The sequence below is a fragment of the Cytobacillus solani genome (assembly GCF_006704205.1).
GTDB lineage: Bacteria > Bacillota > Bacilli > Bacillales > Cytobacillaceae > Cytobacillus > Cytobacillus solani.
Genome location: NZ_CP041305.1, coordinates 4,578,975 through 4,602,602, shown reverse-complemented (window position 1 = coordinate 4,602,602; position 23,628 = coordinate 4,578,975). Strand labels below are relative to the sequence as shown.

The following is a 23,628-nucleotide window of genomic DNA, read 5'->3' as shown; positions in this document are numbered from 1 at the left end:
CACTAAATTTTAAATAAGCAAGTCTTTCAAATACAGAATGCAAAAAAGGGAATTTCATATATATACTTTTATTTTCCTTGAAAAATCGTTTATATTATTAATAAAAAAAGGTGATACAATGAATCACGTTGATTATGAAATATTAAAACTGCTTCAGAAAAAAGCGAAGATGTCGATGAAGGAAATTGCTTCTCATGTTCACTTATCGGCACCTGCTGCAGCAGAACGAGTGAAAAAATTGGAGGAAAGGCAAGTCATTGAAGGATATCAAGCTAAAATAAATTTGAATAAGCTTGATCGCTCAATCGTTGCACTGATTCTATTTAAATCGACGGATTGTAAGAATCTTGCTCAATTTTGTCACACACATCCAGATGTGATCGAGTGTTATCGGGTAGCTGGAGAAATTAGTTATATCGCTAAGGTAGCGACGAAATCAGTCGAAACATTAGAACAATTTATTGATCAGGCGATGCCCTTTGGCACTCCATCAACGAATATAGTGTTATCTGCTCATGAAAATAATATATTATAACGAAATGATACAGAGGATTAAAATCAAGAAATGATTCCTGTTCAATACAGAAATCATTTTCTTGAAGCAGCATAATTATATATATAAATATTCAACTATTTAAATTTAACCCTATCCATTTTAATTATCCTGCGGTGCCTTACTAATTGATTGGTTCAAGTGGGAGTCCTAACTCCTTTGCAGCAGCTTTCATAAACTCCCTGCAAAAGTAATAACATTGCCAATTTATATTTTTTTTATCTTCTAACTACCTCCAACAGATTAATATCATATAGCATCTTGATATTTTCTTTTGATACATAAACAATGATAAGGGCTTTTTTACCCCATATTAATTGTTCGTACACCGTTATATTATTTTGTATCGCTTCTTTTTGAGTTGAAGCCAAGGAGGATTTTATTATAATATTTTTTCCATATCCCTTGCTTGACTGTTCAACAAAACTGAATACAGAGTGATCTTCTAGGAAATTTCTTTGATTATGAGCTTTAATAAATTTTTTAATAACATTCTTATCTAAATTATCGTTTTTATGCTGAATTTTCATGTTATTGTTTGGAATTTAGCCGAATTACAAAAAAGCATTGCTAGTGAATTATTTGGACCTGCAGCAAGGACATTACGTTCAATAGCGGAATTCTATTCAAAAGAAATTTTAAGTTTAAATAATATTAAGCGGGGTTTTAGTGATCAAGATGTGCGCCTAAAATATTAGCTTTCGGAAGGTTTACTTACAAACCAATCTTATGACCTATTAAAATCAATTCGATTATTGGGTAATGATACAACTCATAAAGTGAATGCAAGTATGAATATAGATAAAGAATTAGTGGTAAAAATGTCATTAGCACTACAAAAGGAAATACATGGATGGATTGAAACTATTGGTACTTAATAAGATTATTAAAATAAAAAGCAAATGTGCAGGGGGTTAAATTAGGGCATCATTGTGCGTTTTATATTTAGAGTATTTGACACCAACCAGCCTGAAACATGCTTATACAAGTAGGGAGTGAACAGTTTCGCGGACGGGATCAAGTCCCACGGGCGCTACGTTCTACTCCGATTACCGCTATTATAAAACCAAATAAAAAAAGTTCAGCCAGTAAAAACTGGTTAAACTTATATTACGATCGGGCGCTATTCTGAAATAAGGATTGCCCCCTAAACCCTATAAGAAACTTTTCTTTCTAACTTAATTATAATCTATAGGTAAGAGGTACTATTTTGGATTTTCGAAAGTTGTGTAACATTTTTAAAGTGAAACTCAATTTATTAGGGTCTTACTGTCCATTAAATTTTGATAAATTTCCTAACATATGCTGTTGGATTTCTTTATATTTTGTTTTGGCATTCTTCATACCAAATTTATCTGCATTCATAAGAGGCACTACACGATAGTTTCGAATACGTTCAATATTTGAAACATATGTAGGGTAAAAATGCGGGTTCTTTAAAGTAATATTTACTCCAGCAGTATCTACGGTCTTTGTCACCTCAATCGTCGCCATTCCACCGATATCTTTATAATTATTATTTTGTCCTGAAATGAAATTTCCTAAGGAGTAGACGACGAGAGTCTGATGTCCATCAGCACCTGTTCTCCATTCCATTGGCTGCAGGACATGAGGGTGATGTCCGAAAACTATATCGATACCTTCATCAGCGAGAAATTGTGCCAATTCTTTCTGTTCTACATTTGGAAAACGTTGATACTCATTTCCCCAATGAATGCTCATTACTATGATGTCTGCTTCCTTTTTAGCCCGAGTAATTTCCTCTTTCATTGCTTTTCGATCAATTAAATTTACGAGAAACTCTTTCCCATTAGGGACGGGAATGCCGTTTGTCCCGTAAGTATAAGATAAATATGCGACTTGGATCCCTTTTGAGTTTAATATTTTCAGTTGTTGTTTTTCACTTGCATTTCTATTTGTACCTACATGCGGCAAGCTGATTGTATCCAAATAATGCAGAGAAGTAACTAGACCCTTTTCTCCTTTATCCAAAGAATGATTATTGGCTGTTGAGACGATATCCACACCAGCATCTTTTAAGGCATCTCCAATCTCTTGAGGGCTATTAAATAATGGATAGCTTGATATTCCAATTTCATTTCCTCCTAGTATGGTTTCCTGGTTGGCAAGCAGAAGATCTGGCTGCTGGAGGGTTTGTTTAATATGCTGAAACATGGGGGTGAAATCGTAACCAGCAGATGTTTTTGCATCATTATATACCCAATCATGTATAAGAATATCGCCGATCGCACCGAGAGTAATTGTTTCGCTGTAAGTTTTTGCTTCAACAAATGTTATTCTTGGCTCATGTGATTGAATAGGCAGGAAGACAAACTCACTTTCCTTTGATTCTTTGTACATATTTAGAATGAGAAGGGAAGATAGTGTAATTAATGCTATACAGAATAAGATAGAAAATAAGAATGATAGCTTCCTTTTCATCGCGTACTCCTTAGTTTATTGTTTACGTTAAATATAATATAAAAATAGGAATTATTCTTTAATAATATGAAGATAAAAAATAAGCGGCCGCCATAAGGTGCCGCTTAATTCATTAAAACTATAATTTTTTGTGGATCGGTAATACAATTTTAAATGTTGATCCTTTTCCGAGTTTGCTAGTTATAAATATTTGACCTGAATGTTCTTCAATAATTTTCTTGCATATCGGGAGCCCAATACCCGTTCCAGTAGTCTTTGTCGTATAAAAAGGGGTAAATAGATGGTTTAATGTTTCATTTGTCATTCCACAGCCATTGTCAGAAATACAAATGGAAACAGTTGATAAATCCTCTATTTCTATGAAGATTTCTATTTTCCCAGGAATCTTTTCATTTTTTTCTTTAATGGCATCAATGGCATTTTTTAAGAGATTCACGAGTACTTGTTTCAATTGCATTCCATTTGCAAATATGGCTGGTATATGATCTGGGAGTTGTATGTTCAGTATAATGTCATGAAACATTGCTTCACTTTCATATAATAAGCCTGTCTCATGAATAATTTTGCGTAAAGAAAGCTCCTCTTTTTTATTTATTTGCGGTTTCGATGCATTTAAATATTCAAATATGAGATTATTTGCTCTGTTTAATTCATCAAGAGCGATATCAATATACTGTTCCTTGCCGCTATCAATTAAATACGGTCTTAACAGCTGAAGGAAGCCTTTAACTGATGTTAATGGATTCCTAATTTCATGAGCAATTCCAGCAGCAAGTGTGTTAATATTCTCTAAATATTGCGGATAAATGAAGGTTTCAAGTAATTCAGTCGAATCTAGCTTAACTCTGTTATCTTTTTCAAGGAATGGCTTGTTTGAATCTTTCATAATTAATCATCCTTACTATGATTATTTCTTAAAACACACGGCGGCTAACTAACAAGAATTTTTTTCTTAATCTAAACTATGACGAAAAAAATCTAATTATGTTCAGATATGTAATATTTTCTACGTAAGGAATGAAAAAAAGTAAAAATATGACTTTCTGACTATATTATACTAAATATTATAAAGTTATCAATAACGAACGATAATTACTTTTAATTAGAACAACAAAAAATCACAAAATTGTAAAAAACAAATGAGGAGACAAAGGCAAAAGAAAAACAGCAGAATACTCTGCTGCTTAGAAAATAAAAAATGTAGTGGATCTATATCCATTTTACTTTTGGCTCAGTTTTGTTGATTATTCGTTTAATATTTGCCCGATGCCGATAAATAACAAAGGTGGACATGATCGAGACCACTATAATAAGAGCGAGATCCCAAACAATTAATGAGTATATGACAGCAACAATTGCTGCTAGCATAGATGATAAAGAAACGTATTTTGTAATATATAAACAAACAAAAAATACAATTAACATAATAATAAACATAGGAAATGCGTATCCCAGCAGAACTCCACCTGATGTGGCTACCGCTTTTCCTCCTTTAAAGCCAGCAAAGATCGGGTACATATGCCCGATGACGGCAAAAATACCTGGAATTAGCTTATGCATATCCTCTGAACCAAAAATAAATGGCAGTAATACGGCAATGGTTCCTTTTAAGATATCTGCAATTGTAACAACTAATCCAGCTTTCTTGCCGAGTACTCGAAAAGAGTTTGTCCCGCCCAAATTTCCGCTGCCATGCTCACGAATGTCCACTCCATGAAAAACCTTTCCGATAATTAAACCAGAGGGGATAGAGCCGAGTAAATAAGCTAATACAATGATTATTCCGTTTGTTACCATGTAAACTCTCCTTCAATCTTTAAGTACGGTGCCTATATTGTACCATGAGGAAAATAAAAAATACTATGTACAATCGTAATGAAATACCCCAGAATGATATTATTATCTGCAAAATGAAAACTTTGAAACTTTCCTATTACCGTTTTCGTTATCATTAAAGGATGTTTTTGCTCTTATGCCTTTCATATTCCGGCATTTTTCGATACGATAGTTTTGAGGGGGAAGTTTACAATGGCTCGTGTAGAATTTCATAAACAAAAAACGCATTCAATAGGCTGGATTATTGCTGGACTATTAATTGCCTTTTTATTAATTATTTCAAGTATTATTTTATTATTTTATCCCTTTGCATCCTCTGAAAAGGAAGCATATTTTCAAGGGGATAATCCCATTTTATTCGAAGGAAAACAGGCAGGAAATGCAATCATTGAAAACGATAGTGTCTATATGCCATATACTTTCCTAAAAGAATATATTGATGACTCGATTACATTTGATGAAAAGTCTAATTCTATTATTTTGACAACGAAAAACAAGGTTATACAAATGCCTTCTGAATCACTGACCTATTATGTGAATGAAAAACCCGTTCAATTACACTTTTCCGTTTTTAAAGTGAATAACGGTGAAAAGTATATTGCTCTTGAACCGATATTGGCTTATTATCCAATCGAATACTCAATCATGCCGGAAACGAATGCCATCTGGCTGAAAAAAGATGGCGAGAAAATAGTTCACGGACATGTGACAGACAAGAAGATTAACGAGGAAAAGCTTCGATTGCGAACGGATTCTAATTTACAATCTCCTTATACTGTTCAAGCAGGGAAGGATGACAAGCTATTTATTGAAGGGGAAAAGGAAGATTACTATTTTGTTAGAAAAGAAAATGGAATCGCTGGATATTTAAAAAAGGATTTTGTTATGAAAGAGGATCTCATTGAAAAAGTTTCGATCACACATGAAAAAGAAGAAATCGTTGTTCCGAAAATAGATGGACCAATCCATCTCACATGGGAAGCAGTCTATACAAAAAATCCGGATCCGGCAAAGATGCCCAAAATGCCAGGTGTCAACGTGATTTCACCAACATGGTTTGAATTAGGAGATAGCAGTGGGGCGATAAAAAATCTAGGTTCACTTGATTTTTCTACTTGGGCTGGGAAGCAAGGCTATCAAGTATGGGGCTTATTTTCTAACGCGTTTGATCCGAAGCTAACCCATGAAGCCTTTAAAGACTTTGAAACAAGACAGAAGATGATTAGACAGCTCCTGCATTTCAGTCAAATTTATCAATTAAACGGAATTAATCTCGATATAGAAAATGTAAATCCAGATGATGGCCCGCTTATTACACAATTTGTTCGTGAAGCTGTTCCGTATTTTCATGAAGCAGGTCTTGTCGTCTCAATGGATGTTACGTTTATTGCAAGTGGAAATTGGTCTGCCTTTTATGAAAGAGATAAGCTTGCTAGTCTCGTAGACTATATGATTGTTATGGCATATGACGAGCATTGGGGATCATCTCCAGTAGCTGGAAGTGTTGCTAGCCTTCCATGGGTTGAGGCTAATTTGCAGAAGCTATTGGATATTGTTCCGAACGACCACTTAATATTGGGTGTACCATTATATGCAAGACTTTGGGCAGAAAAAGATACTGGAGAGGTTTCATCTAAGGCGCTTTCAATGAGCAAAGTACAGGAGTGGCTTACAGAAAATGGATTAACACCTGCGTATGATGAAGCAAGTGGGCAGAACTATGCCGAGCTTTATTTAGAAGCAGAACAAACAACGTACAAAATTTGGCTGGAAGATGAATTGTCATTAAGCAAACGTGCGGATTTGGCAATGAAATATGATCTGGCGGGTGTGGCCAGCTGGTCAAGATTTTTTGCGGATGAATCCGCTTGGACCGCACTTTCTTTAAAAGAAGAAGAAGGACAAGTGACGAAGAAGTAAGTTGATCAGGCTAGGGGGATAAACCCCTAGCTTTTTTAGATCATAGTTTTAGTTAGTTCATCATCTTTTGTATTTCGATCTCAATATGCCTAAATGTTTTAACATCAAATAAGCCAAGATCCGTGATCTTAAGTTCGGGTATCACTGGCAGGGCTAAAAAGGAGAGAGTGATAAACGGATTAAATTCAAAAGTACAGCCGATTTTTATTAAGGCTTGAGTGATTTCCTTTAATCGTTCATAAATTTCGATTGACTGCATATCAGACATAAGACCTGCGATTGATAGCGGAAGGGAGGCGAGAAGTTTTCCGTTCTGAACAACAGCTAAGCCGCCTTTCATTTCTGAGGTATGGGCAATTGCTTCTAAAAGATCCTCATCAGACGAACCAGCCGCGACAATGTTATGTGAATCATGAGCAACGGTTGCAGAAATAGCTCCATTTTTAATGCCAAGTCCTTTAATAATTCCTAAACCGATATTGCCAGTCATTTTGTGCCGCTCGAGTACAGCTATTTTTAACAAGTCTTTCTCCAAATTATATTGGAATAGACCTTTATGAGAATCGACTTCCTCAATAAGATGCTTCGTTATTATCATGTTTGGCAGGATTTCAATAATATTCGCAAGGCTTCCATTGCCTATTTTAATCTGCAGTTGTTCCCTTGAAAGTGGTTTTATTTTCACACTATTAACGATTGAAGGATCGGGTTCAATTTTTAAAACCGGAGAATTTGTTACTTTTCCGTTTTTGGCAACGAGTTTACCAGATTTATAAACTTGATCAATTTCGATTAAATGGAGATCGTTTACTATTAAAAAGTCAGCTTCATACCCAGGAGCAATCGCCCCTTTGCTTTTCAGGCCAAAGCATTCTGCCGCATTTAATGTGGCCATTTGAATGGCCAGAAGGGGATCTAGCCCTTGATTAATTGCAAGCTTAATATTGTAGTCGATACTTCCTTGATTAATTAGTTCATCTAAATGCTTGTCATCCGTTACGAATAAACAACGTCTTGCATTGTTTTCATTCACTGCTTTGAGGAGAGTGATTAAGTCTTTAGCAGCAGATCCTTCTCGGAGCATGACGTACATCCCTTTCCGGAGGCGTTCCAATGCCTCATCAGAAGTAACACATTCATGGTCTGTTCGAATGCCGGCAGCCATATAAACATTAATCCCATCTCCATTTAAACCAGCCGCGTGGCCATCAATATGTTTGTCTTTTGAATGGGCATCGATCAGCTTATGGAGCATGTTTTCAGCATTTTGCATAACAGATGGGTAATCCATTACTTCCCCAAGTCCGATCACTCGAGGATGGTTATAAAAAGGGGTTAGATCTGCATAGTCAAGCGTGGCTCCTGCGTTTTCGAATGGAGTAGCAGGAACACAGGATGGCAGCTTTATCAAAACTTCCAATGGGATACCTTCCGATGCATTCAGCATATATTCAATGCCGTTCGTTCCACTTACATTGGCAATTTCGTGAGGATCTGCAATGATTGTTGTTACTCCATGGGGAACGACAACATTAGAAAATTCAGCTGGGGTAACCATCGCTGATTCAATATGCACATGACCATCAATAAAACCAGGGACGATGTATTTTCCACTCGCATCAATCGTTTCGTATCCTTCAAACTGGCCAATCCCAGCAATAAAACCATCTACTACTGCGATATTATCTTCTAAAATTTCTCTCGTAAAAACATTGATGATCTTTGCGTTTTTGATAACTAAATCAGCAGGAACTCTTTTTGCCGCAACAGCAATCCTTCTTTTTAGCCGATCCATTGTGAGCTTCAATCTCATATCCCCCTTTCTAAAACTATTTCTATATATACTTCCATGATTCCGCCACAAATTCCTCCATCTTCGTAGAAAAGTCCTTTTGTGAGATCGACGATATGTTTAGCTGGATTACTTGATTGTATGACTTCGATCGCCTTTTCAATCACCTCCGCTTCTCCACAGCCACCACCGATTGTCCCTTCAATTCTTCCGGATGGAAAAATAATCATCTTGCTGCCAGTTTTTCGGGGAGTCGAGCCTTTTGTTCGGATAATCGTTGCTAGTGCTGCATTCTCACCAGCAGCTCTAATCTCCATAGTCCGTTTGATTAGGTGAAGTTGTTCCATTAAATTGCCCCCTCACGAAACCCCATTCTCGTAAATTTGTGAAACTTCGTGCTTAGTGAGACACCCGATGCTTGATTTTTCACCTTCAAAATTTCCGCCATAATACTTATAGCAATTTCTGCAGGCGTTTGTGCTCCAATATCTAGTCCTACTGGGGTAAAAAAATGATCGAAGCTTTCGTTAGGAAAGTCATTCTTTAATTGTTCAAAGACACCCGAAATTCGTCGTCTGCTGCCAATCATTCCGATATAGGCAGGCTTTTCTTTCCGGTTTAACAGTTCCTGCAAGCTTAAAACATCGTATTTATGTCCTCTTGTCAGAAGAAGAATATAGGTTTGCGCTGTTAACTCGGCCTTTTGGAAAAAATGAAGAAAGGATTGGCAGACAACTTCATCAACATGAGGAAATCGATCCCTGTTAGCAAATTCCTTTCGATCGTCTATGACGGTTACATAGAATCCAAGCGATTTCCCGATCATAGCAACAGGTTCACAAACATGTCCAGCACCTGCAACAATTAAATGGATTGGCACCGGAAAATGTTCAGCAAAACATTCAACCATTGAACCGTTCCAAGAAAAAGTAAATGTGCCCGAGCGTTTTTTCCTAATCAATTTTTCAGAATAATTTATGATCATTTGCTGTAAAGAAGGAGGGAAGGGGGAAGTTGAATAAATTTCCCCCATAGGGTTTAAAAGTACTTTTCGTCCTATTAGCTCGTGATTGTCACAATCAGTAATCGTAAGTAAAAAGACTTCTTTGCGCTGTTTTATTGATTCAGAAAGATTCAGGTATAAGCTGTCATTCATCATTTTTATCACCTTGAATGTTGGGCATTTTGTTTTTTACGTCTTTTAACGCATTGAAAATTCTTTCGGGAGTTGCTGGCAGATGATAAATTCTTGCTCCAGTTGCATCATAAATAGCAGACATAATCGCTGGAATGATTGGAATCATCACTACTTCACCAATTCCTTTTGCACCGAATGGTCCCGTTTGCTCCGCATCCTCAACAGGGAAGGTTTCAATCACGGGCGTTTCTCGGATGGTAGGAATGATATAATCAGTAAAATTTTTTGTCTTATGGAAGCCTTCCTCGATGATTACGTCCTCATAAAGTGTGTAGCCAATCCCCATGACTGCACCGCCTTCAGCCTGGCCTTCTAATCCTTGAGGATTTATCACTTTTCCAGCATCAGGGATAGAGACAACTCGAAGGACGTCTGTTTCACCCGTTAATGTATCAACCTCAACCATCACCACATGAGTTAAATAGCCATACAAGTGGTGGGGAGCTCCACCGGAACCTTTAATTTCTACTTTTTCTTTTGGGAGGAGGAAATGTCCTTCTACTTTAGCTGGCTTATGGTGGATATAAAGATATTCATAGATCGCTTTGTATGTGAGACTTTCCTCCTTGGCAGTTAAGCAGTCACGCTGAACGATTATATCAGATAAAGGAACTTGGAGAATTTCAGCAGCAGCACTTGTGAGAAGCTTGATCATTTTCGGTGCGGCCGCTGCAACGGCTCTTCCGCCTGTATAAGTGGAGCGGGAAGCGGTTACTGTCCCGCCATCAAGCGTTTTAGAAGTGTCACCTTGAACAACTTTTATTTTACTAATATCACAATTTAGTATTTCTGCAGCAATCTGTGCATAGGTGGTTCCGTTTCCACCGCCAATTTCTTCACAGCCAACAGCGACTAAAAATTTTCCATTTGGCAATAGTTCAATAGAAGCTGCTCCATAGTCTGGCAATCCGATTCCCATACCGATCCCATGGAAGGAGGTTGCTAAGGCAACGCCTCTTTTTTTCCAAGGCTCGCTAACCTCTTTTTTGAATTGACTGCGATTCTTCCAAAGGTCACAATTTTCCGCGATTTCAAGCGTTTTAAAGGTGCCGACACTTGTCTTCACAACATGCCCCATGCTTGAAATGTCTCCTTGATGATACACATTTTTCTTACGAATCTCGACTGGGTCTAATTCGAGCTGCTCAGCGATCATATCCAGATGGGTTTCAATTCCTATGCAGACTTGATTAACGCCAAAACCTCTGAATGCACCAGAGATGCCGTTATTTGTATATACGCAAAAACCTTCAAGATTTACATTTGGAATTTTGTATGGACCGCAGGAATGTTCGATGGCTAGGGCAATCACAGCACCGCCAAGGGAAGCGTAGGCACCTGTATCGGCAACCGCCCTTACTTCGTTGGCAAGCAAGGTTCCGTCCTTTTTGGCAGCAGTTCTCATTTGTACTTTGAAAGGATGCCTTTTGATGCCTGCAATAACGGATTCTTCACGGCTTAAGTGGATTTTCACTGGTCGTCCGTTCGTGTACATTGCAAGGAGTGCAAGGTAAATCTGGACAGTAATTTCATCCTTCCCGCCAAATGCACCACCAATTGGACTAGAAATTACTCTTATGAGCTCTGGATTATAGGCGAGTGCACGAGCGATTTGCATTCGATCTCTGTATGCATATTGGCCAGGGCAGCGGATTGTAATCAATCCTTCATCATCCATCACACCCCATCCGCCCTCCGTTTCGATGAAGGCATGCATTTGTCTAGGTGAATAGAATGTGTTTTCAATGATGATATCCGCTTCTTTAAAAGCTGCATCGGTGTCGCCATTTATTATTTTTACGTGGCTATGAATATTACCGTCAGGATGGAGCTTGGGTGCTGAAGAGGACATTGCTAGCTCTGCATCTGTAATGGCTTCGAGCAGTTCATAATCAACTTCGATTAATCTAAGTGCTTGTTCAGCAATTTCCTGTGTTTCGGCAGCCACTAATGCAACAGCATCACCTGTACACCTGACAATATCTGAAGCAAGGACAGGCTGATCGGGGATAACGATGCCAAAGCCATTAAATCCGGGAATGTCTTCGTGTGTAAGAACGCAAATGACTCCTGGAAGCTGCCGGGCCTTTTCAGTTTGTATTGAATGGATTCTAGCGTATGGGTATTTCGCACGAAGCACTTTGCCCCAAACCATATTTTCAAAATGATAATCTGTCATATATTTTAATTCACCGGTTACTTTTTCTGGTCCGTCAATACGCTTCACGCGCTTTCCTACCCAATTCAATGATGGTTTCATTTCCTTTCCCATCTCCTCATTAAGCGATAAAGACCTCTCTCTAGCAGTGCGCTTGCCATGTCGCGCCGGTATTCAGCCGTTGCTCTCCCATCGGTAATCGGCATAACTTCCTTCCAAGCGATCTTTGCGATATTTTCAATGATGTCATCTGTTAATGGATTCAAGGGTAGGAGTGCTTCACATTTTTTTGCGCGGATAATGGTTGGTGCGACGGAGCCAAAGGCGATTTTTCCTCCTAAGCACTCGCGATCCTTAGCCATGCTAAGCATGATTGCAACATTCACAATTGAAATTGATTGAGCCTTACGCGGACCTAATTTTTGGAATATCCCAATTTCGTTTTCAGTTTGTGGCTGGATGATAATATTTGTTATCATTTCATTTGGTTTAATTACTGTTCGCCCAGGACCAGTAAACAAAAGATTGATTGGTATGAGCCTTTTGTTATGCAGTGATTGAAGCTCGACAGCTGCATTCAGTACATAAAGAGCAGGAATGGTATCACCTGCAGGAGAAGCTGTTCCAATATTCCCGCCTATAGTACCCATATTTTGCATTTGTATTGCTCCAACTTCACGAGCAGCTTCAACAAGTATATTCGCTTTTTTTTGTAAAAGGGAGGAGTGGATAATATCTGTATGGGTTATTAAAGGACCGATATGTATCGTTCCATTTATTTCTTTAATATAGCGCAATTCTTTTAATCCCTTAATGTTAATCCAAGTAGAAGGCAGCCATTTTCCTTCTTTCATACGCACAACTGCGTCTGTGCCACCAGCGATTATGCGATGTTCAGTTTCTTTTTTTGATAGAATGAGCAAGCAATCATTTACTGTTTGTGGTGTGATAATATCCATTTCTGAAATTAGCATTTTGTCCCTCCTTTAAGTTGTTCAAATTCAGTGCTTTTTGATAATCGGATGGAGTGTTGATATTAATTTCTACGAGCGAATGATTAATAGGAATCTCATATACCTGGTGTTTTTTAAATAAGGAGCGAAGTCCCTTTGTTTCCTCCTGGATTGATAATAAGTCTGTCATAATTTTTGTAGAAAAAAGAATAGGATGTCCTCTTTTTCCGCCATAAACTGGGACCACAATGGATGAATTAGTCATTTGCAGCGTTTTAATAAGCTTTTTAATAATGAGAGAGTCTGTCGGCTGATCAACTGCAGCAATTAATACCGCTTCAGCTTCATTGTTAATATTCCGAAGTCCTGTCAAAATGGAGGAGCATTTTCCTTTCAAATAGTTGGTGTTTAAAACGGTTTGTACATCGTAATTTGCAGCTAACTTCAAAAAACGTTCAGACTTGTAGCCAGTTACAATGACGATTTGTGATAGATTAGAAGCTTCCAAAATTTCAAGCTGATGCTCGAATAATGTCGTTCCTTGCCAGGGAAGGATACCTTTCAGACAGCCCATACGAGTAGATTTGCCTGCAGCAAGAAGTATAGCAGCAACTTTCATACGGCCGGCATTGCTCCTTTTTCTTGGAGCTCCTTTTTTGCTGCCATTTGGATAGCATTAATAATTTTTGTGTAACCAGTACAGCGGCAGAGGTTTCCTCCAAGAGCGGTTTTAATTTCATCAATCGTTGGTACTTGATCAATATTTTTAAGGAACGCTTTTGATGCGACAATGATTCCAGGGGTACAGTAACCGCATTGAGTCGCTCCTTCTTCAACAAAGGATTCTTGGATGACATCCATATTGGCAGTTAAGCCTATCCCTTCACATGTTGTAATTTCTTCATTTTCTAACTGACCAACGAGTACTAGACATGAACAGACAACCTCACCATTTAGCAAGACAGAGCATGATCCACATTCGCCCTTCCCGCAGCACTCTTTACTTGCTGTCATATCCAAATCCTCACGCAATACATCCAATAATGTTTTCGCTGGATGGCATGACACAGAGTGGAGGGAACCATTTACAGTGAAATTTAGTTCTTTCATCCTTTTTCCTCCTTGACTAAAAATAATTAAACCATGAAAAACAGGGGGCAAATTGTAAGAAGACGTCGAACGGAAATAAGATATGGTAGACATCCTTTGACATCTTTCCCAAAAAGAATTAGATAGAATAGATTGTAAGATGCTAGAATGTTTCGTTCCTATTATTCAGATCTATTTCGACGTAATGCAAAATTCCCAATAACTATATTGGTATGAAAAGTGGATTAATTTAATATAGTGATGAACAGGAGGCAAATATGTCTACTATTTCAACACATTTCCAGCACACCTTTAAAAAGGATCTCGCTTTTTTGTACAATCGGGTAAATCAAGAAATTTATGGTGTGGGTGTGAAAAAACAGCGAATTGAAATATTTGATGACCGTGTAATTATTTTTGCCCAGCATAAACGAGTACAGGCACTGAAAATGCTTAGCAAAAATTTTCATCATCTGACCATTTCGGTTGATTCTGCATTGATTGCTGAATTTAAATCATTATTTAAAGGTCAGATTGAAAGCACTCTCCATTTGAAAGTAAAAACGATCTTAAAAGATTATGACCCCATTACGGAAGAAGCGTGTACTATTATTTATCTTGCTGAATATATGTAAGAGAAAGATTTACTTAGAGATCGATGTGCAGCGCGCATTTGTCTTTAATCTTATATTGAAAGCGGTTACGCTAGCTTTTGTTGATCGAAAGTTAATTGAAACCGCAGCAATAGACCATTCTACTTCAAGGATGTGCTCTATTGCTGCGGTTTTTTATATAAACTTTTATTCCATATTAGGGAGGTGAAAGTTGATACGTGTATATGGTCTTCATGGAAAAGCTTAACAAAGAAAAAACCAGGGGGGATGTCTTTGGAAAAGCTAAATTCTTGGAAAGTGGGTACATTAGGATTCCAGCATGTACTTGCAATGTATGCAGGTGCTGTAATCGTACCGCTAATTGTTGGACCTGCGATCGGATTAAATGCCGAACAGCTAGCTTATTTAATCTCCATTGATTTATTTACTTGTGGGATTGCCACCTTACTGCAAGTTATTGGCGGGAAGCATTTTGGGATTAGGCTGCCGGTCATACTAGGGTGCACGTTTACCGCAGTTGGCCCAATGATTGCAATCGGGAACATGCAAGGGATCACAGCTATTTATGGAGCCATCATTGCCTCAGGAATTATCGTTATGATTTTATCGCAGTTTATGAGTAAAATTATGCGATTTTTCCCGCCAATTGTTACTGGCTCTGTTGTAGCGATTATTGGGGTGTCTTTAATTCCTGTTGCAATGAATAATGCAGCAGGAGGCCAGGGAGCTCCTAGCTTTGGAAGCTTAGAAAATTTATTTTTAGCAACATTGACTCTTGTCTTGATTATTGTGATGAATCGATTTTTTAAGGGGTATATGCGGGCAATCTCGGTTCTGCTTTCATTAATTGCAGGAACAATTGTTGCCTATTTTATGGGGATCGTCAGTTTTGCTGAAGTGTCCAACGCTTCCTGGTTTCATATAGTTCAGCCTTTTTACTTTGGCTTCCCGACCTTTAATGTATCAGCCATTCTTACGATGACCCTTGTGGCCATTGTGAGCATGATTGAATCAACCGGAGTGTTTCTAGCATTAGGGGATGTCTGTGAAAGAAAGCTAGATTCAAAGGATATTAAAAAAGGGCTGCGGGCAGAAGGTCTTGCGGTTGTAATTGGAGGAATATTTAATTCTTTTCCATATACATCATTCTCACAAAATGTTGGTCTTGTTGCGCTCACAAAGGTAAAAACAAGAAATGTTGTCATTGCTGCTGGTGTTATTCTCATGATTCTTGGACTATTGCCAAAAGTGGCTGCCTTAACAACGATTATTCCGATGGCTGTATTGGGAGGAGCGATGATACCGATGTTTGGAATGGTCATTTCTTCGGGGATTCGCATGCTTTCCAGTGTCGATTTCAGTAAGAATGAAAATCTGCTTATTGTGGCATGCTCGATTGGAATCGGTCTTGGTTCAGCCGTTGAACCAGCTATTTTTGGAAATCTTCCAGAAAGCGTCCGTTTACTAGTTGAAAATGGGATTGTTGTCGGAAGTTTAACAGCAATTTTATTAAATCTGGTATTTAATTATAAAGAAATTAATAGTAGTAAGAATGAGCAGTTTGAACAATTGAAAAATGATCATTCAATTGATGTCATTTGACAATTTGAGTTTGGATCTGCAAGCTTCTTTTTTAATAGATTAGAGGCTGAGAAACAAGTTCAATCCAATTGCCGATTCTTCGATCCAAAGAAGCAATCATATTTTAATAAGTGGAGGTCTTTATATGGAATTAATTTTGAAAAATGCAAATATCCCACAGGGGGATCGTCAAGTATTAACAAATATTCTTATCAATGATGGTAAGATTGTAGGTTTTTCAAATGATATTAGCTTTCTAAATGCAGAGAAAGTGATAGATATCGGCGGTAAGCTCGTTGTTCCTGGCTGTATTGATCCACATACACATTTCATGGATCCTGGTTTTACTCATCGGGAAACGTTTGCGACTGGAAGCCGCTCGGCTATTGCTGGCGGATTGACTACGATTATTGATATGCCTTGCTGCAGCAAGCCATCTGTCCGGGACGGGGAAAGCTTCCAAAAGAAAATTGGGCCAATCCGTGATCAAGCGTATGTAGATTATTGCTTTTGGGGCGGGATGACAGGCGAGGATGCTCGTGAAGGCTGGCTTGATAACGTTTACCCGCAAATAGATGAAGGTGTTGTTGCATTCAAGGTATATATGACACCATCCGTCCCAACCTTCCCTCGTGTTTCAGATGCAGAAATGCTGGAGATTTTTAAGGCTGTCTCTAAAACTGGATTGCCGATTGGAGTACACGCTGAGAACTATGATATTTGCACGTTTAATTCTAAGAAATTAGAAAAAGAAGGTCGTTTTGATGGACCTGCATGGGCAGAAGCGCGCTCTACTCTTGCTGAAAAGGTGGCCATTGAATTAATCATTAGCTTTGCCGAAGCAACAGATGCCCGTGTTCATGTAGTGCATATGACTACTAAGGGAGGCGCCGAGCTCGTTAAAGCAGCGAAAAAACGAGGAGTAAAAGTAACGGCTGAAACTTGCCCGCACTATTTAGTGTTAAATGCAAAGGATTCAATGTCTGAAAGAGGTTCTTTTGCTAAAATTGCTCCGCCTTTACGCGGAAAAGAAGACAATGAAGCACACTGGCAAGCATTAGCAGATGGGACGATCGACTTTGTTGGAACAGACCATGCCCCATACGAAATTGCTACAGAAAAGGATTTTCCAGGTGCAACGATTTGGAATACATTCCCAGGTATTCCTGGGGTTGAAACGATGGTTCCGATTCTCGTAAGTGAAGGATTAAATAAAGGACGCCTATCTCTATCTCGCTTTGTTGAGGTGACAAGCCGAAATGCGGCTATTCACTATGGCATTTATCCGAAGAAAGGCTCCATGGAAATTGGCAGTGATGCAGATTTTACGGTAATTGACCTTGAAAAAGAATATGTGATCGATGAACAAAAAACAGAATCAATGGCAAAATATAATCCGCTGCATGGAATGAAATTAAAAGGAAAGCCAGTTCAAACGATAATCCGCGGCAATGTTGTATATGAAGATGGAAAAGGTGTCCTAGGGCAAGCGGGATATGGTCAATATGTACCTCGCCAAAGTATTCAGCGTCTTGAAAGAACATTTAAGTATGAGAAATTTGAAGCAGTGAAGGTGGAAGCAAAGGAAACGGTTAAGCAAAATTAATCAGAAACTCATTGAGTTTTGTCGATTAATCGATATATCTGAAATTTCGTAGATATATTAGCCGATTCCGTAGATATTTTATAAATTTCGTAGATAAACAGGTGCATTTCGTAGATAAAACTAGAAAGGATGATTCTATAGTGGAATTGAGAGGAAATAAGCATTGCATCGTCGTTATTGATATGTTGAACGATTTTATTGATGAAAAGGGCGCGCTTTGCTGTAAAAATGGCGTAAAAATTGTCCCGAAAATTAGAGAACTCGTTGATTTTGCACATGACAATAATATTCAAGTTGTTCATGTGCAAGAAGCACATCGAAAAAATGACCGCGATTTCCGGGTGAGACCGGTGCATGCGGTAAAAGGCACGTGGGGTTCTGATTTCATCCCAGAGCTGAAGCCGGAAGAAGAGAAGGGCGATTATATCGTTCAGAAAAGAAGACATAGTGCCTTCAGCTTTACAGATTTTGACTTATTTCTAAGAGAAGAAGAGATTGATACTGTTGTATTAACAGGGGTTTGGACAAATGTTTGTGTACGAAGCACGGCATCAGATGCTCTTTACCATGGCTATAATGTCATCTGTATTTCTGATGGAACAACTTCTCAGGATGAAGATATGCATGTATCAGGTTTAAGAGATATCGATATTTTTGGTGATATTTTCTCAACAGAGGAGTATAAAGAGGCAGTTAAAAGTAAATTCTCCCAAGATGAACAGGTTGTCTAATTTCAAGCAAACAAGTGAAAGAAAAATACGGATTTTAGTGGGAATTACTGGAGCGAGCGGATCAATCTATGGATATACATTGGTCCGCGCCCTTCATCAATTAGGTGTTGAGACGCATGTCATTGCGACGGAAATGGGAGAAAAAGTCATGCAATTTGAGTGCGGAATCGGGATGAAGGAGCTTAAGGAATATGCCACGATTCATAGCAACCAGAACTTGTTTGCATCCATAGCGAGCGGCTCTTATCTTACAGATGGAATGGTCATCGTCCCTTGTTCAATGAATACGCTTGGATCAATTGCAAATGGGGTTGGGGACACTCTTTTAAGCAGATCGGCTAGTGTTATTTTAAAGGAAAAGAGAAATTTCATCATCGTTCCGCGTGAAGCTCCTTTTAATCTTATTCATTTGCGTAATATGACCAGGTTAGCTGAATCGGGCGCCTGCATCATGCCGGCTTCACCGGGATTTTATCATAAACCAACGGAAATTTGGGAGCTTGCGAATTTCATGGTGGCTCGCATTCTCGATATGTTAGGGATCGATCATCGTTTGCTTGAAAGATGGGGTGAGAAGGCATGAATCCTGTAACGATGAGGGCTTTATTAGATGATTGGGAAAATAGAGGGCTATTGTACAGAATTAAGAAAGAAGTGGACCCCCTTTATGAACTAGGAGCGATAATTAATACGAAAAATGGGAAACAGCCATTCCTCTTTGAAAAAGTAAAAGGGTATCAATCACAAATGGCAGCGGGGCTTGGAGGAGACAGAGAACTGCTAGCGGATAGCATAGGTATTCCTTCTTCAGAATTAATTCCAAAAATTATTGATTCAATCGTGAACCCGATTCCAACAACCTTAAAAGAGTCAGGTCCTGTCCAAGAAAATTTAGTAACCGGAGATTTTGATCTAGCAGATCTATTTCCGATTCCTACTTACCATGTAGAGGATTCGGGAGCCTATTATGTTTCAGGTATTTTAATTGTTAAAGATATTACTGGACAAAAAAGGTATACATCAATTAGAAGAATGCAGTATTTGGGAGGCAATCGGACAAATATCTTAATTACTTCTCCAGAATTAATGGAGCAATATAGTTATTTTGAGAGATTAGGGCAGCCGATGGAAATAGCTGTTATGTTTGGCGTTGTTCCGGCTGTCGTATTAAGCTCCCAAATAAGCACACATCTCTATCATACAGATAAGCTCAATGTTGCAGGTGCTTTGCTTGGACAATCCTTAGATGTGGTCCGGTGCAAAACCGTTGATTTGGATGTTCTTGCCGAGGCTGAAATTGTCTTCGAAGGACATATGCTTCCACATGAAAGAGAAATGGAAGGTCCATTTGGAGAGCTGGCTGGATATTATGGCACACAATCTCCACAGCCTGTAGTTGAGATATCAGCGGTTACCTATCGAAATCAGGCCATAAATCAAACGATTTTCCCATCCAGTTATGAAGAAAGACTGCCGATGGCACTTGTTCGGGAAGCAACTCTGCTTAGTACTGTTCGGCAGGTCGTTCCGAATATTACGGGTGTACATATTCCAATGGGAGGTGTAGCCCGCTACCATGCAGTCATCCAGATTAAAAAGAAATCAGAGGGTGATGGAAAGCAAGCAGCCCTTGCAGCATTTGCCAGTGATAAAGATTTAAAACATGTAGTTGTTGTAAATGATGACGTAAATATCTTTGATTCTGATGATGTGGAATGGGCGGTTGCTACAAGAGTACAGGCATCTGAAGATATTTTCATTGTTCCTGGTGCAAAGGGTTCGCCACTTGAATCTTCCCACAATTTAAGAGGGGTTACTGACAAAATGGGGGTTGATGCAACCTATCCGCTTGGCAAAGAGGAACTTTTCCGAAGAACTTCCATTCCAATAGATATCAATCTAGCAGACTATCTATAACTAACATTCACCGGTGCCTGGCACCGTTCGTGGACATTTTAGGGTGTTTGTACGTGAAGGATGGACATATTAGAGGATTTGCGTTTTTTACAGATTAAGTAAGTATAACATTTTTCAAATTTGAGAACTGTCTAGCACCAACGCCTAGCGCCTATTGGACTTCCCTTCCCCTCCTACGATAAGTCAACATCGAATCGCTATCGCTCTTCGTGTTTCCTTTATCTCGTCGGGGGCGCTCCAGTCCATACGGCGCTGAGCAAGGCGCTTGAGCTTTTCTTGGTAGGGAGTGAGAACGTATGAAGGCAATCGGCATGATTGAAACCCGGGGATTAATTGCTGCCATTGAAGCGCTTGATTCTATGGCGAAGGCAGCGAATGTCAGTTTAGTAGATTTAAAAAGAGTAGGCTCTGGTCTTGTGACCGTTATCGTGGAAGGTGATGTAGCAGCCGTTTCAGCTGCCGTTGAAATTGGCAAAACAGCCCACAGCAGAACAGGCGGGGAGCTTGTATCATTCAATGTGATTCCTCGCCCGCATTCTGAGCTTAGCAAGATCCTTTAATGGAGGTGAATAAACATTGTCTGATTTTATGAAAAGCATTGTCCAGGAAGTAATGAAACCGAATCAGAAACCGAAAGAGAATCCTCTTTTCGGCAGTGAGACTCGTTTTCTCTATTCGAAATCAACGGTTGAAAATAAATCTCCACAGACGATTCCAAAAATTAACCGGCCTAACTATCAACAAAAAAACAGGCAGAAGAATTTATCTTTTATAAAAGAAGAGCTGGCTGATCATCGTGCAGAGAGTAGATCTAATAATGAATCAGTTGTTAAAAAAGAGTCCCTTCCTCCAGTAAATGGGTATGACAAGGATCCGCTTACCAGGCTTCAAACGCTGTCACTCGTTCAAGGAAATCAGCCGATTCATCAAAAATGGCACCACTCACCTATGAGAAAAAACAATGTCGAGGAAGAAAGTCAATTGATTGGACAGACAAGGGACGGCATGAAAGCTTGGATATATTCAAGTCCCCATCCAAAATTGCTGCAAAATTTTCAGCGTTCCATTAAATCAAATGCAATAGGGGTTATTACCTCTCAAAAATGTCAGCCGGCTCAGCTTTTTATATTAAATGAACTATTAAGAGAATATCCTTCAATGAAGTATTTTTTATTATGGGATAAAGAAAGTAAGCAAAGCTTCGTTCTTGAATTGTATGAAGACAATGCAGAGCTGCTAAAGCAGGGATTAAAGGTTATGTTCCAGCGCCTTTCACAGTCTTCATATAAGCAAATCCAAGTGTATCAGGCTCATTCGCCAAGTCCTTGGCTAACAAAGCAATTAGATTTAAAAACACAAGTGGAAGGCGTAGCTGTGCTCGAAGGGATTGAGTATTATACAGCTGTATTTCTGTTAGATCGTTTATTGAAAAGATCAGCGGATAAAAACATCCATTACCAAATTGAAACAAATTATCTATTAATGTACGGAAACTATGAAACTGTTAAAGAAGTCTCAGGAGAATTGCTAAAGCAAGCAGAGCGTTTAAGCTAATTTTCAACTTGAAAGGCGGGAAAAAGATTGCAAGCACTTGGTTTGATTGAAACGGTTGGCTATTTAACAGCTGTTTCGGCTGCAGATGCCGCAGTAAAAGCAGCAGATGTAGAAATTGTCGGAATTGAAAAAGTTATTGGAGTGAGCGGCTATCTTGGAGTGACCGTTCATTTTAGTGGAGATGTTGCCGCTGTAAAATCAGCAGTTGAGTCTGGAAAAGATGCAGCTGAACGAGTAGGGAAAGTAATTTCCTCACATGTGATTCCTAGGGCACATCAGGAAGTAGCAGGAAAACTGCTGCCACACTTTAAATTAAAAGAGAAGGCAGTAAATATACCGGATAACACCGAACAATAATCAATTTTAGGAGGGAACGAAATGGGTGAAGCATTAGGCTTGGTTGAAACGAAAGGGTTAGTTGGTGCTGTTGAAGCGGCAGACGCGATGGTAAAGGCAGCAAATGTAGAAATTTGCGGCTACGAAAAGGTTGGTTTCGGACTTGTCACTGTCATGGTTAGAGGGGATGTGGGTGCAGTGAAGGCGGCAACTGATGCTGGTGCGGAAGCAGCAAGCCGTGTAGGTGAACTTGTATCTGTTCATGTTATTCCAAGACCGCATAGTGAAGTAGAAAGAGCATTATTATCCAAAAAAGGTGAATAACGATGGCATCTGAAAAGCAGAGTGTCTTAATGGAGCATACTCTGCAAGAACTTATTTACCGTAATTCTGGAATCAAAAGGCGGAAGCTAACTGTTCTGGCTCTAATTACCACTCATCTGATTGGAATGGATTCAGGACTTTCTTTTTTAAGAAGGATAAGCGGTGAGGAAGCGATCATTCGTTTCTCTATTGAAGAAGAGGTATTAACGTATATTTCTATTGAAGAATTAGTAAGGGTCTCTCAATCGGACAACTGGATTCCTCAACATTCGCTGACAGAGAAGACTCTCTCACATGCAGATATTGTTCTAATTCCCATTCTTTCTTTTTCAATTGTGTCAGATATCCTTTCTTTTAATGAACAACGGCCATTTGTACGCCTCGTTTTAACTGCCTTGTTAACAGGAAAAACAGTAATTGCCTTGAAAACTGGAACAGATCCATATCATCCGCTTTGGCGTCTGAAAGGCATAGATAAAGGATCAAATGGATTAAAAAGAAATCTATATAACCAAATGATCCAGTTGAAGAATATGGGGATTAATTTAATAGGTGAGAATGAAAAATTACCTAATCTTTCAGAAAAAAAAACAGTCATAAACAAGGAAGCTATTCGATATTTTCATCAGCAAAATATTCATAGTTTTGTCGTGTCAGAAGAAATGATTATTACACCACTTGCTAAAGATACAGCGAAGGAACTAAATATAACGCTTAAGTTTGAATAAGGGGACGGTAAAAATGCAAATGGGCGTAGTAGTCGGTCGGGTAACAGCAACAAAAAAGGATGAAAATTTAGTAGGAACAAAGCTGCTGATTACTCAGCCGATTGGAATAGATGGCAATGTGTTATCGAACCCCATTATTACAGTAGATACAGTAGGTGCTGGAATAGGTGAGCGAGTGATATTTGTATCAGGCAGTATGGCGGGAAGAGCCATCAAAAATAAAGAAGCACCAATTGATGCAGCAATCATTGGCATTATTGATAGTTTAGAAGGAACAACGTTGGGGGGTTAAAGCT

At 38.8% G+C, this 23,628-nt stretch carries 24 protein-coding genes; 14 read left to right on the top strand and 10 right to left on the bottom strand.

Annotation, left to right across the window (positions count from 1 at the left end; all coding sequences use genetic code 11):
- Nucleotides 1–118: 118 nt before the first annotated feature.
- Nucleotides 119–535, top strand: a complete 417-nt coding sequence (locus FI644_RS23085) for an Lrp/AsnC family transcriptional regulator (protein WP_053475934.1) — start codon at nucleotides 119–121, stop codon at nucleotides 533–535.
- 1,284 nt (nucleotides 536–1,819) lie between these two features.
- Here the strand turns inward: FI644_RS23085 and FI644_RS23080 are convergent.
- The 3 genes from FI644_RS23080 to plsY form a co-directional block, all read right to left on the bottom strand.
- A complete protein-coding gene (locus FI644_RS23080) occupies nucleotides 1,820–2,995 on the bottom strand; it encodes a CapA family protein (protein WP_053475937.1) in 1,176 nt (391 codons plus the stop codon).
- Nucleotides 2,996–3,113: 118 nt separating this feature from the next.
- Nucleotides 3,114–3,881, bottom strand: coding sequence for an ATP-binding protein (locus FI644_RS23075; RefSeq protein WP_053475938.1), 768 nt, complete (start codon nucleotides 3,879–3,881; stop codon nucleotides 3,114–3,116).
- 323 nt (nucleotides 3,882–4,204) lie between these two features.
- A complete protein-coding gene (gene plsY / locus FI644_RS23070) occupies nucleotides 4,205–4,792 on the bottom strand; it encodes a glycerol-3-phosphate 1-O-acyltransferase PlsY (RefSeq protein ID WP_053475939.1) in 588 nt (195 codons plus the stop codon).
- 231 nt (nucleotides 4,793–5,023) lie between these two features.
- Between plsY and FI644_RS23065 the strand changes: the two genes are divergently transcribed.
- Entirely contained in the window at nucleotides 5,024–6,751 is a 1,728-nt protein-coding gene (locus FI644_RS23065) for a glycosyl hydrolase family 18 protein (RefSeq protein WP_056684523.1), read from the top strand.
- Nucleotides 6,752–6,803: 52 nt separating this feature from the next.
- Here FI644_RS23065 and ade read toward each other — a convergent pair whose 3' ends face one another.
- From ade to FI644_RS23030, 7 genes are read right to left on the bottom strand one after another with little or no spacing between them, the layout of a single operon-like run.
- On the bottom strand, nucleotides 6,804–8,564 hold the full coding sequence (gene ade / locus FI644_RS23060; RefSeq protein WP_053475941.1) for an adenine deaminase: 1,761 nt from the start codon (nucleotides 8,562–8,564) through the stop codon (nucleotides 6,804–6,806).
- On the bottom strand, nucleotides 8,561–8,890 hold the full coding sequence (locus FI644_RS23055; RefSeq protein ID WP_053475942.1) for an XdhC family protein: 330 nt from the start codon (nucleotides 8,888–8,890) through the stop codon (nucleotides 8,561–8,563). Before FI644_RS23055 ends, ade begins: the two co-directional genes overlap by 4 nt.
- Nucleotides 8,890–9,702: an XdhC family protein gene (locus FI644_RS23050; RefSeq protein WP_246066977.1), complete on the bottom strand. Its 813-nt coding sequence runs from the start codon at nucleotides 9,700–9,702 to the stop codon at nucleotides 8,890–8,892. Before FI644_RS23050 ends, FI644_RS23055 begins: the two co-directional genes overlap by 1 nt.
- Nucleotides 9,692–12,001: a xanthine dehydrogenase family protein molybdopterin-binding subunit gene (locus FI644_RS23045; RefSeq protein WP_053475944.1), complete on the bottom strand. Its 2,310-nt coding sequence runs from the start codon at nucleotides 11,999–12,001 to the stop codon at nucleotides 9,692–9,694. The genes FI644_RS23050 and FI644_RS23045 overlap by 11 nt, the downstream gene beginning before the upstream one ends.
- Nucleotides 11,998–12,873: an FAD binding domain-containing protein gene (locus FI644_RS23040; protein ID WP_053475945.1), complete on the bottom strand. Its 876-nt coding sequence runs from the start codon at nucleotides 12,871–12,873 to the stop codon at nucleotides 11,998–12,000. The genes FI644_RS23045 and FI644_RS23040 overlap by 4 nt, the downstream gene beginning before the upstream one ends.
- A complete protein-coding gene (locus FI644_RS23035; RefSeq protein ID WP_053475946.1) occupies nucleotides 12,827–13,471 on the bottom strand; it encodes a nucleotidyltransferase family protein in 645 nt (214 codons plus the stop codon). The genes FI644_RS23040 and FI644_RS23035 overlap by 47 nt, the downstream gene beginning before the upstream one ends.
- Complete coding sequence (locus FI644_RS23030; protein WP_053475947.1) at nucleotides 13,468–13,962, bottom strand: (2Fe-2S)-binding protein; 495 nt, start codon at nucleotides 13,960–13,962, stop codon at nucleotides 13,468–13,470. Before FI644_RS23030 ends, FI644_RS23035 begins: the two co-directional genes overlap by 4 nt.
- Before the next feature lie 257 nt (nucleotides 13,963–14,219).
- Between FI644_RS23030 and FI644_RS23025 the strand changes: the two genes are divergently transcribed.
- The 12 genes from FI644_RS23025 (at nucleotide 14,220) to FI644_RS22970 (ending at nucleotide 23,624) form a co-directional block, all read left to right on the top strand.
- Nucleotides 14,220–14,576, top strand: a complete 357-nt coding sequence (locus FI644_RS23025) for a Na-translocating system protein MpsC family protein (protein ID WP_053475948.1) — start codon at nucleotides 14,220–14,222, stop codon at nucleotides 14,574–14,576.
- A 252-nt stretch (nucleotides 14,577–14,828) separates the two neighbouring features.
- Nucleotides 14,829–16,157, top strand: coding sequence for a nucleobase:cation symporter-2 family protein (locus FI644_RS23020; protein WP_142108861.1), 1,329 nt, complete (start codon nucleotides 14,829–14,831; stop codon nucleotides 16,155–16,157).
- A gap of 124 nt (nucleotides 16,158–16,281) precedes the next feature.
- Nucleotides 16,282–17,742, top strand: coding sequence for a dihydroorotase (locus FI644_RS23015; protein ID WP_053475950.1), 1,461 nt, complete (start codon nucleotides 16,282–16,284; stop codon nucleotides 17,740–17,742).
- 140 nt (nucleotides 17,743–17,882) lie between these two features.
- Nucleotides 17,883–18,473, top strand: a complete 591-nt coding sequence (locus FI644_RS23010) for a cysteine hydrolase family protein (protein WP_082446572.1) — start codon at nucleotides 17,883–17,885, stop codon at nucleotides 18,471–18,473.
- Complete coding sequence (locus FI644_RS23005; RefSeq protein ID WP_231690065.1) at nucleotides 18,466–19,056, top strand: UbiX family flavin prenyltransferase; 591 nt, start codon at nucleotides 18,466–18,468, stop codon at nucleotides 19,054–19,056. Before FI644_RS23010 ends, FI644_RS23005 begins: the two co-directional genes overlap by 8 nt.
- Nucleotides 19,053–20,390 (top strand): UbiD family decarboxylase, encoded by a 1,338-nt coding sequence (locus tag FI644_RS23000; RefSeq protein ID WP_056684531.1) that lies wholly within the window; start codon nucleotides 19,053–19,055, stop codon nucleotides 20,388–20,390. The genes FI644_RS23005 and FI644_RS23000 overlap by 4 nt, the downstream gene beginning before the upstream one ends.
- Before the next feature lie 296 nt (nucleotides 20,391–20,686).
- Nucleotides 20,687–20,950 carry a BMC domain-containing protein gene (locus FI644_RS22995; protein ID WP_053475952.1) on the top strand — a complete coding sequence of 88 codons (264 nt, stop codon included), beginning with the start codon at nucleotides 20,687–20,689 and terminating at the stop codon, nucleotides 20,948–20,950.
- 16 nt (nucleotides 20,951–20,966) lie between these two features.
- Complete coding sequence (locus FI644_RS22990; RefSeq protein ID WP_142108860.1) at nucleotides 20,967–21,944, top strand: hypothetical protein; 978 nt, start codon at nucleotides 20,967–20,969, stop codon at nucleotides 21,942–21,944.
- Between the two features lie 27 nt (nucleotides 21,945–21,971).
- Complete coding sequence (locus tag FI644_RS22985; protein ID WP_053475954.1) at nucleotides 21,972–22,301, top strand: BMC domain-containing protein; 330 nt, start codon at nucleotides 21,972–21,974, stop codon at nucleotides 22,299–22,301.
- A gap of 21 nt (nucleotides 22,302–22,322) precedes the next feature.
- Nucleotides 22,323–22,604 carry a BMC domain-containing protein gene (locus FI644_RS22980; protein WP_053475955.1) on the top strand — a complete coding sequence of 94 codons (282 nt, stop codon included), beginning with the start codon at nucleotides 22,323–22,325 and terminating at the stop codon, nucleotides 22,602–22,604.
- 2 nt (nucleotides 22,605–22,606) lie between these two features.
- Entirely contained in the window at nucleotides 22,607–23,332 is a 726-nt protein-coding gene (locus FI644_RS22975; protein WP_053475956.1) for a hypothetical protein, read from the top strand.
- A 13-nt stretch (nucleotides 23,333–23,345) separates the two neighbouring features.
- Nucleotides 23,346–23,624 (top strand): EutN/CcmL family microcompartment protein, encoded by a 279-nt coding sequence (locus FI644_RS22970; protein ID WP_053475957.1) that lies wholly within the window; start codon nucleotides 23,346–23,348, stop codon nucleotides 23,622–23,624.
- Nucleotides 23,625–23,628 lie beyond the last annotated feature (4 nt).

Coding starts and splice junctions, on each gene's coding strand:
- FI644_RS23085 (WP_053475934.1), top strand. CDS start 119: ATGAATCACGTTGATTATGAAATATTAAAACTGCTTCAGAAAAAAGCG.
- FI644_RS23080 (WP_053475937.1), bottom strand. CDS start 2,995: ATGAAAAGGAAGCTATCATTCTTATTTTCTATCTTATTCTGTATAGCA.
- FI644_RS23075 (WP_053475938.1), bottom strand. CDS start 3,881: ATGAAAGATTCAAACAAGCCATTCCTTGAAAAAGATAACAGAGTTAAG.
- plsY (WP_053475939.1), bottom strand. CDS start 4,792: ATGGTAACAAACGGAATAATCATTGTATTAGCTTATTTACTCGGCTCT.
- FI644_RS23065 (WP_056684523.1), top strand. CDS start 5,024: ATGGCTCGTGTAGAATTTCATAAACAAAAAACGCATTCAATAGGCTGG.
- ade (WP_053475941.1), bottom strand. CDS start 8,564: ATGAGATTGAAGCTCACAATGGATCGGCTAAAAAGAAGGATTGCTGTT.
- FI644_RS23055 (WP_053475942.1), bottom strand. CDS start 8,890: ATGGAACAACTTCACCTAATCAAACGGACTATGGAGATTAGAGCTGCT.
- FI644_RS23050 (WP_246066977.1), bottom strand. CDS start 9,702: ATGATGAATGACAGCTTATACCTGAATCTTTCTGAATCAATAAAACAG.
- FI644_RS23045 (WP_053475944.1), bottom strand. CDS start 12,001: ATGAAACCATCATTGAATTGGGTAGGAAAGCGCGTGAAGCGTATTGAC.
- FI644_RS23040 (WP_053475945.1), bottom strand. CDS start 12,873: ATGCTAATTTCAGAAATGGATATTATCACACCACAAACAGTAAATGAT.
- FI644_RS23035 (WP_053475946.1), bottom strand. CDS start 13,471: ATGAAAGTTGCTGCTATACTTCTTGCTGCAGGCAAATCTACTCGTATG.
- FI644_RS23030 (WP_053475947.1), bottom strand. CDS start 13,962: ATGAAAGAACTAAATTTCACTGTAAATGGTTCCCTCCACTCTGTGTCA.
- FI644_RS23025 (WP_053475948.1), top strand. CDS start 14,220: ATGTCTACTATTTCAACACATTTCCAGCACACCTTTAAAAAGGATCTC.
- FI644_RS23015 (WP_053475950.1), top strand. CDS start 16,282: ATGGAATTAATTTTGAAAAATGCAAATATCCCACAGGGGGATCGTCAA.
- FI644_RS23000 (WP_056684531.1), top strand. CDS start 19,053: ATGAATCCTGTAACGATGAGGGCTTTATTAGATGATTGGGAAAATAGA.
- FI644_RS22995 (WP_053475952.1), top strand. CDS start 20,687: ATGAAGGCAATCGGCATGATTGAAACCCGGGGATTAATTGCTGCCATT.
- FI644_RS22980 (WP_053475955.1), top strand. CDS start 22,323: ATGGGTGAAGCATTAGGCTTGGTTGAAACGAAAGGGTTAGTTGGTGCT.
- FI644_RS22975 (WP_053475956.1), top strand. CDS start 22,607: ATGGCATCTGAAAAGCAGAGTGTCTTAATGGAGCATACTCTGCAAGAA.
- FI644_RS22970 (WP_053475957.1), top strand. CDS start 23,346: ATGCAAATGGGCGTAGTAGTCGGTCGGGTAACAGCAACAAAAAAGGAT.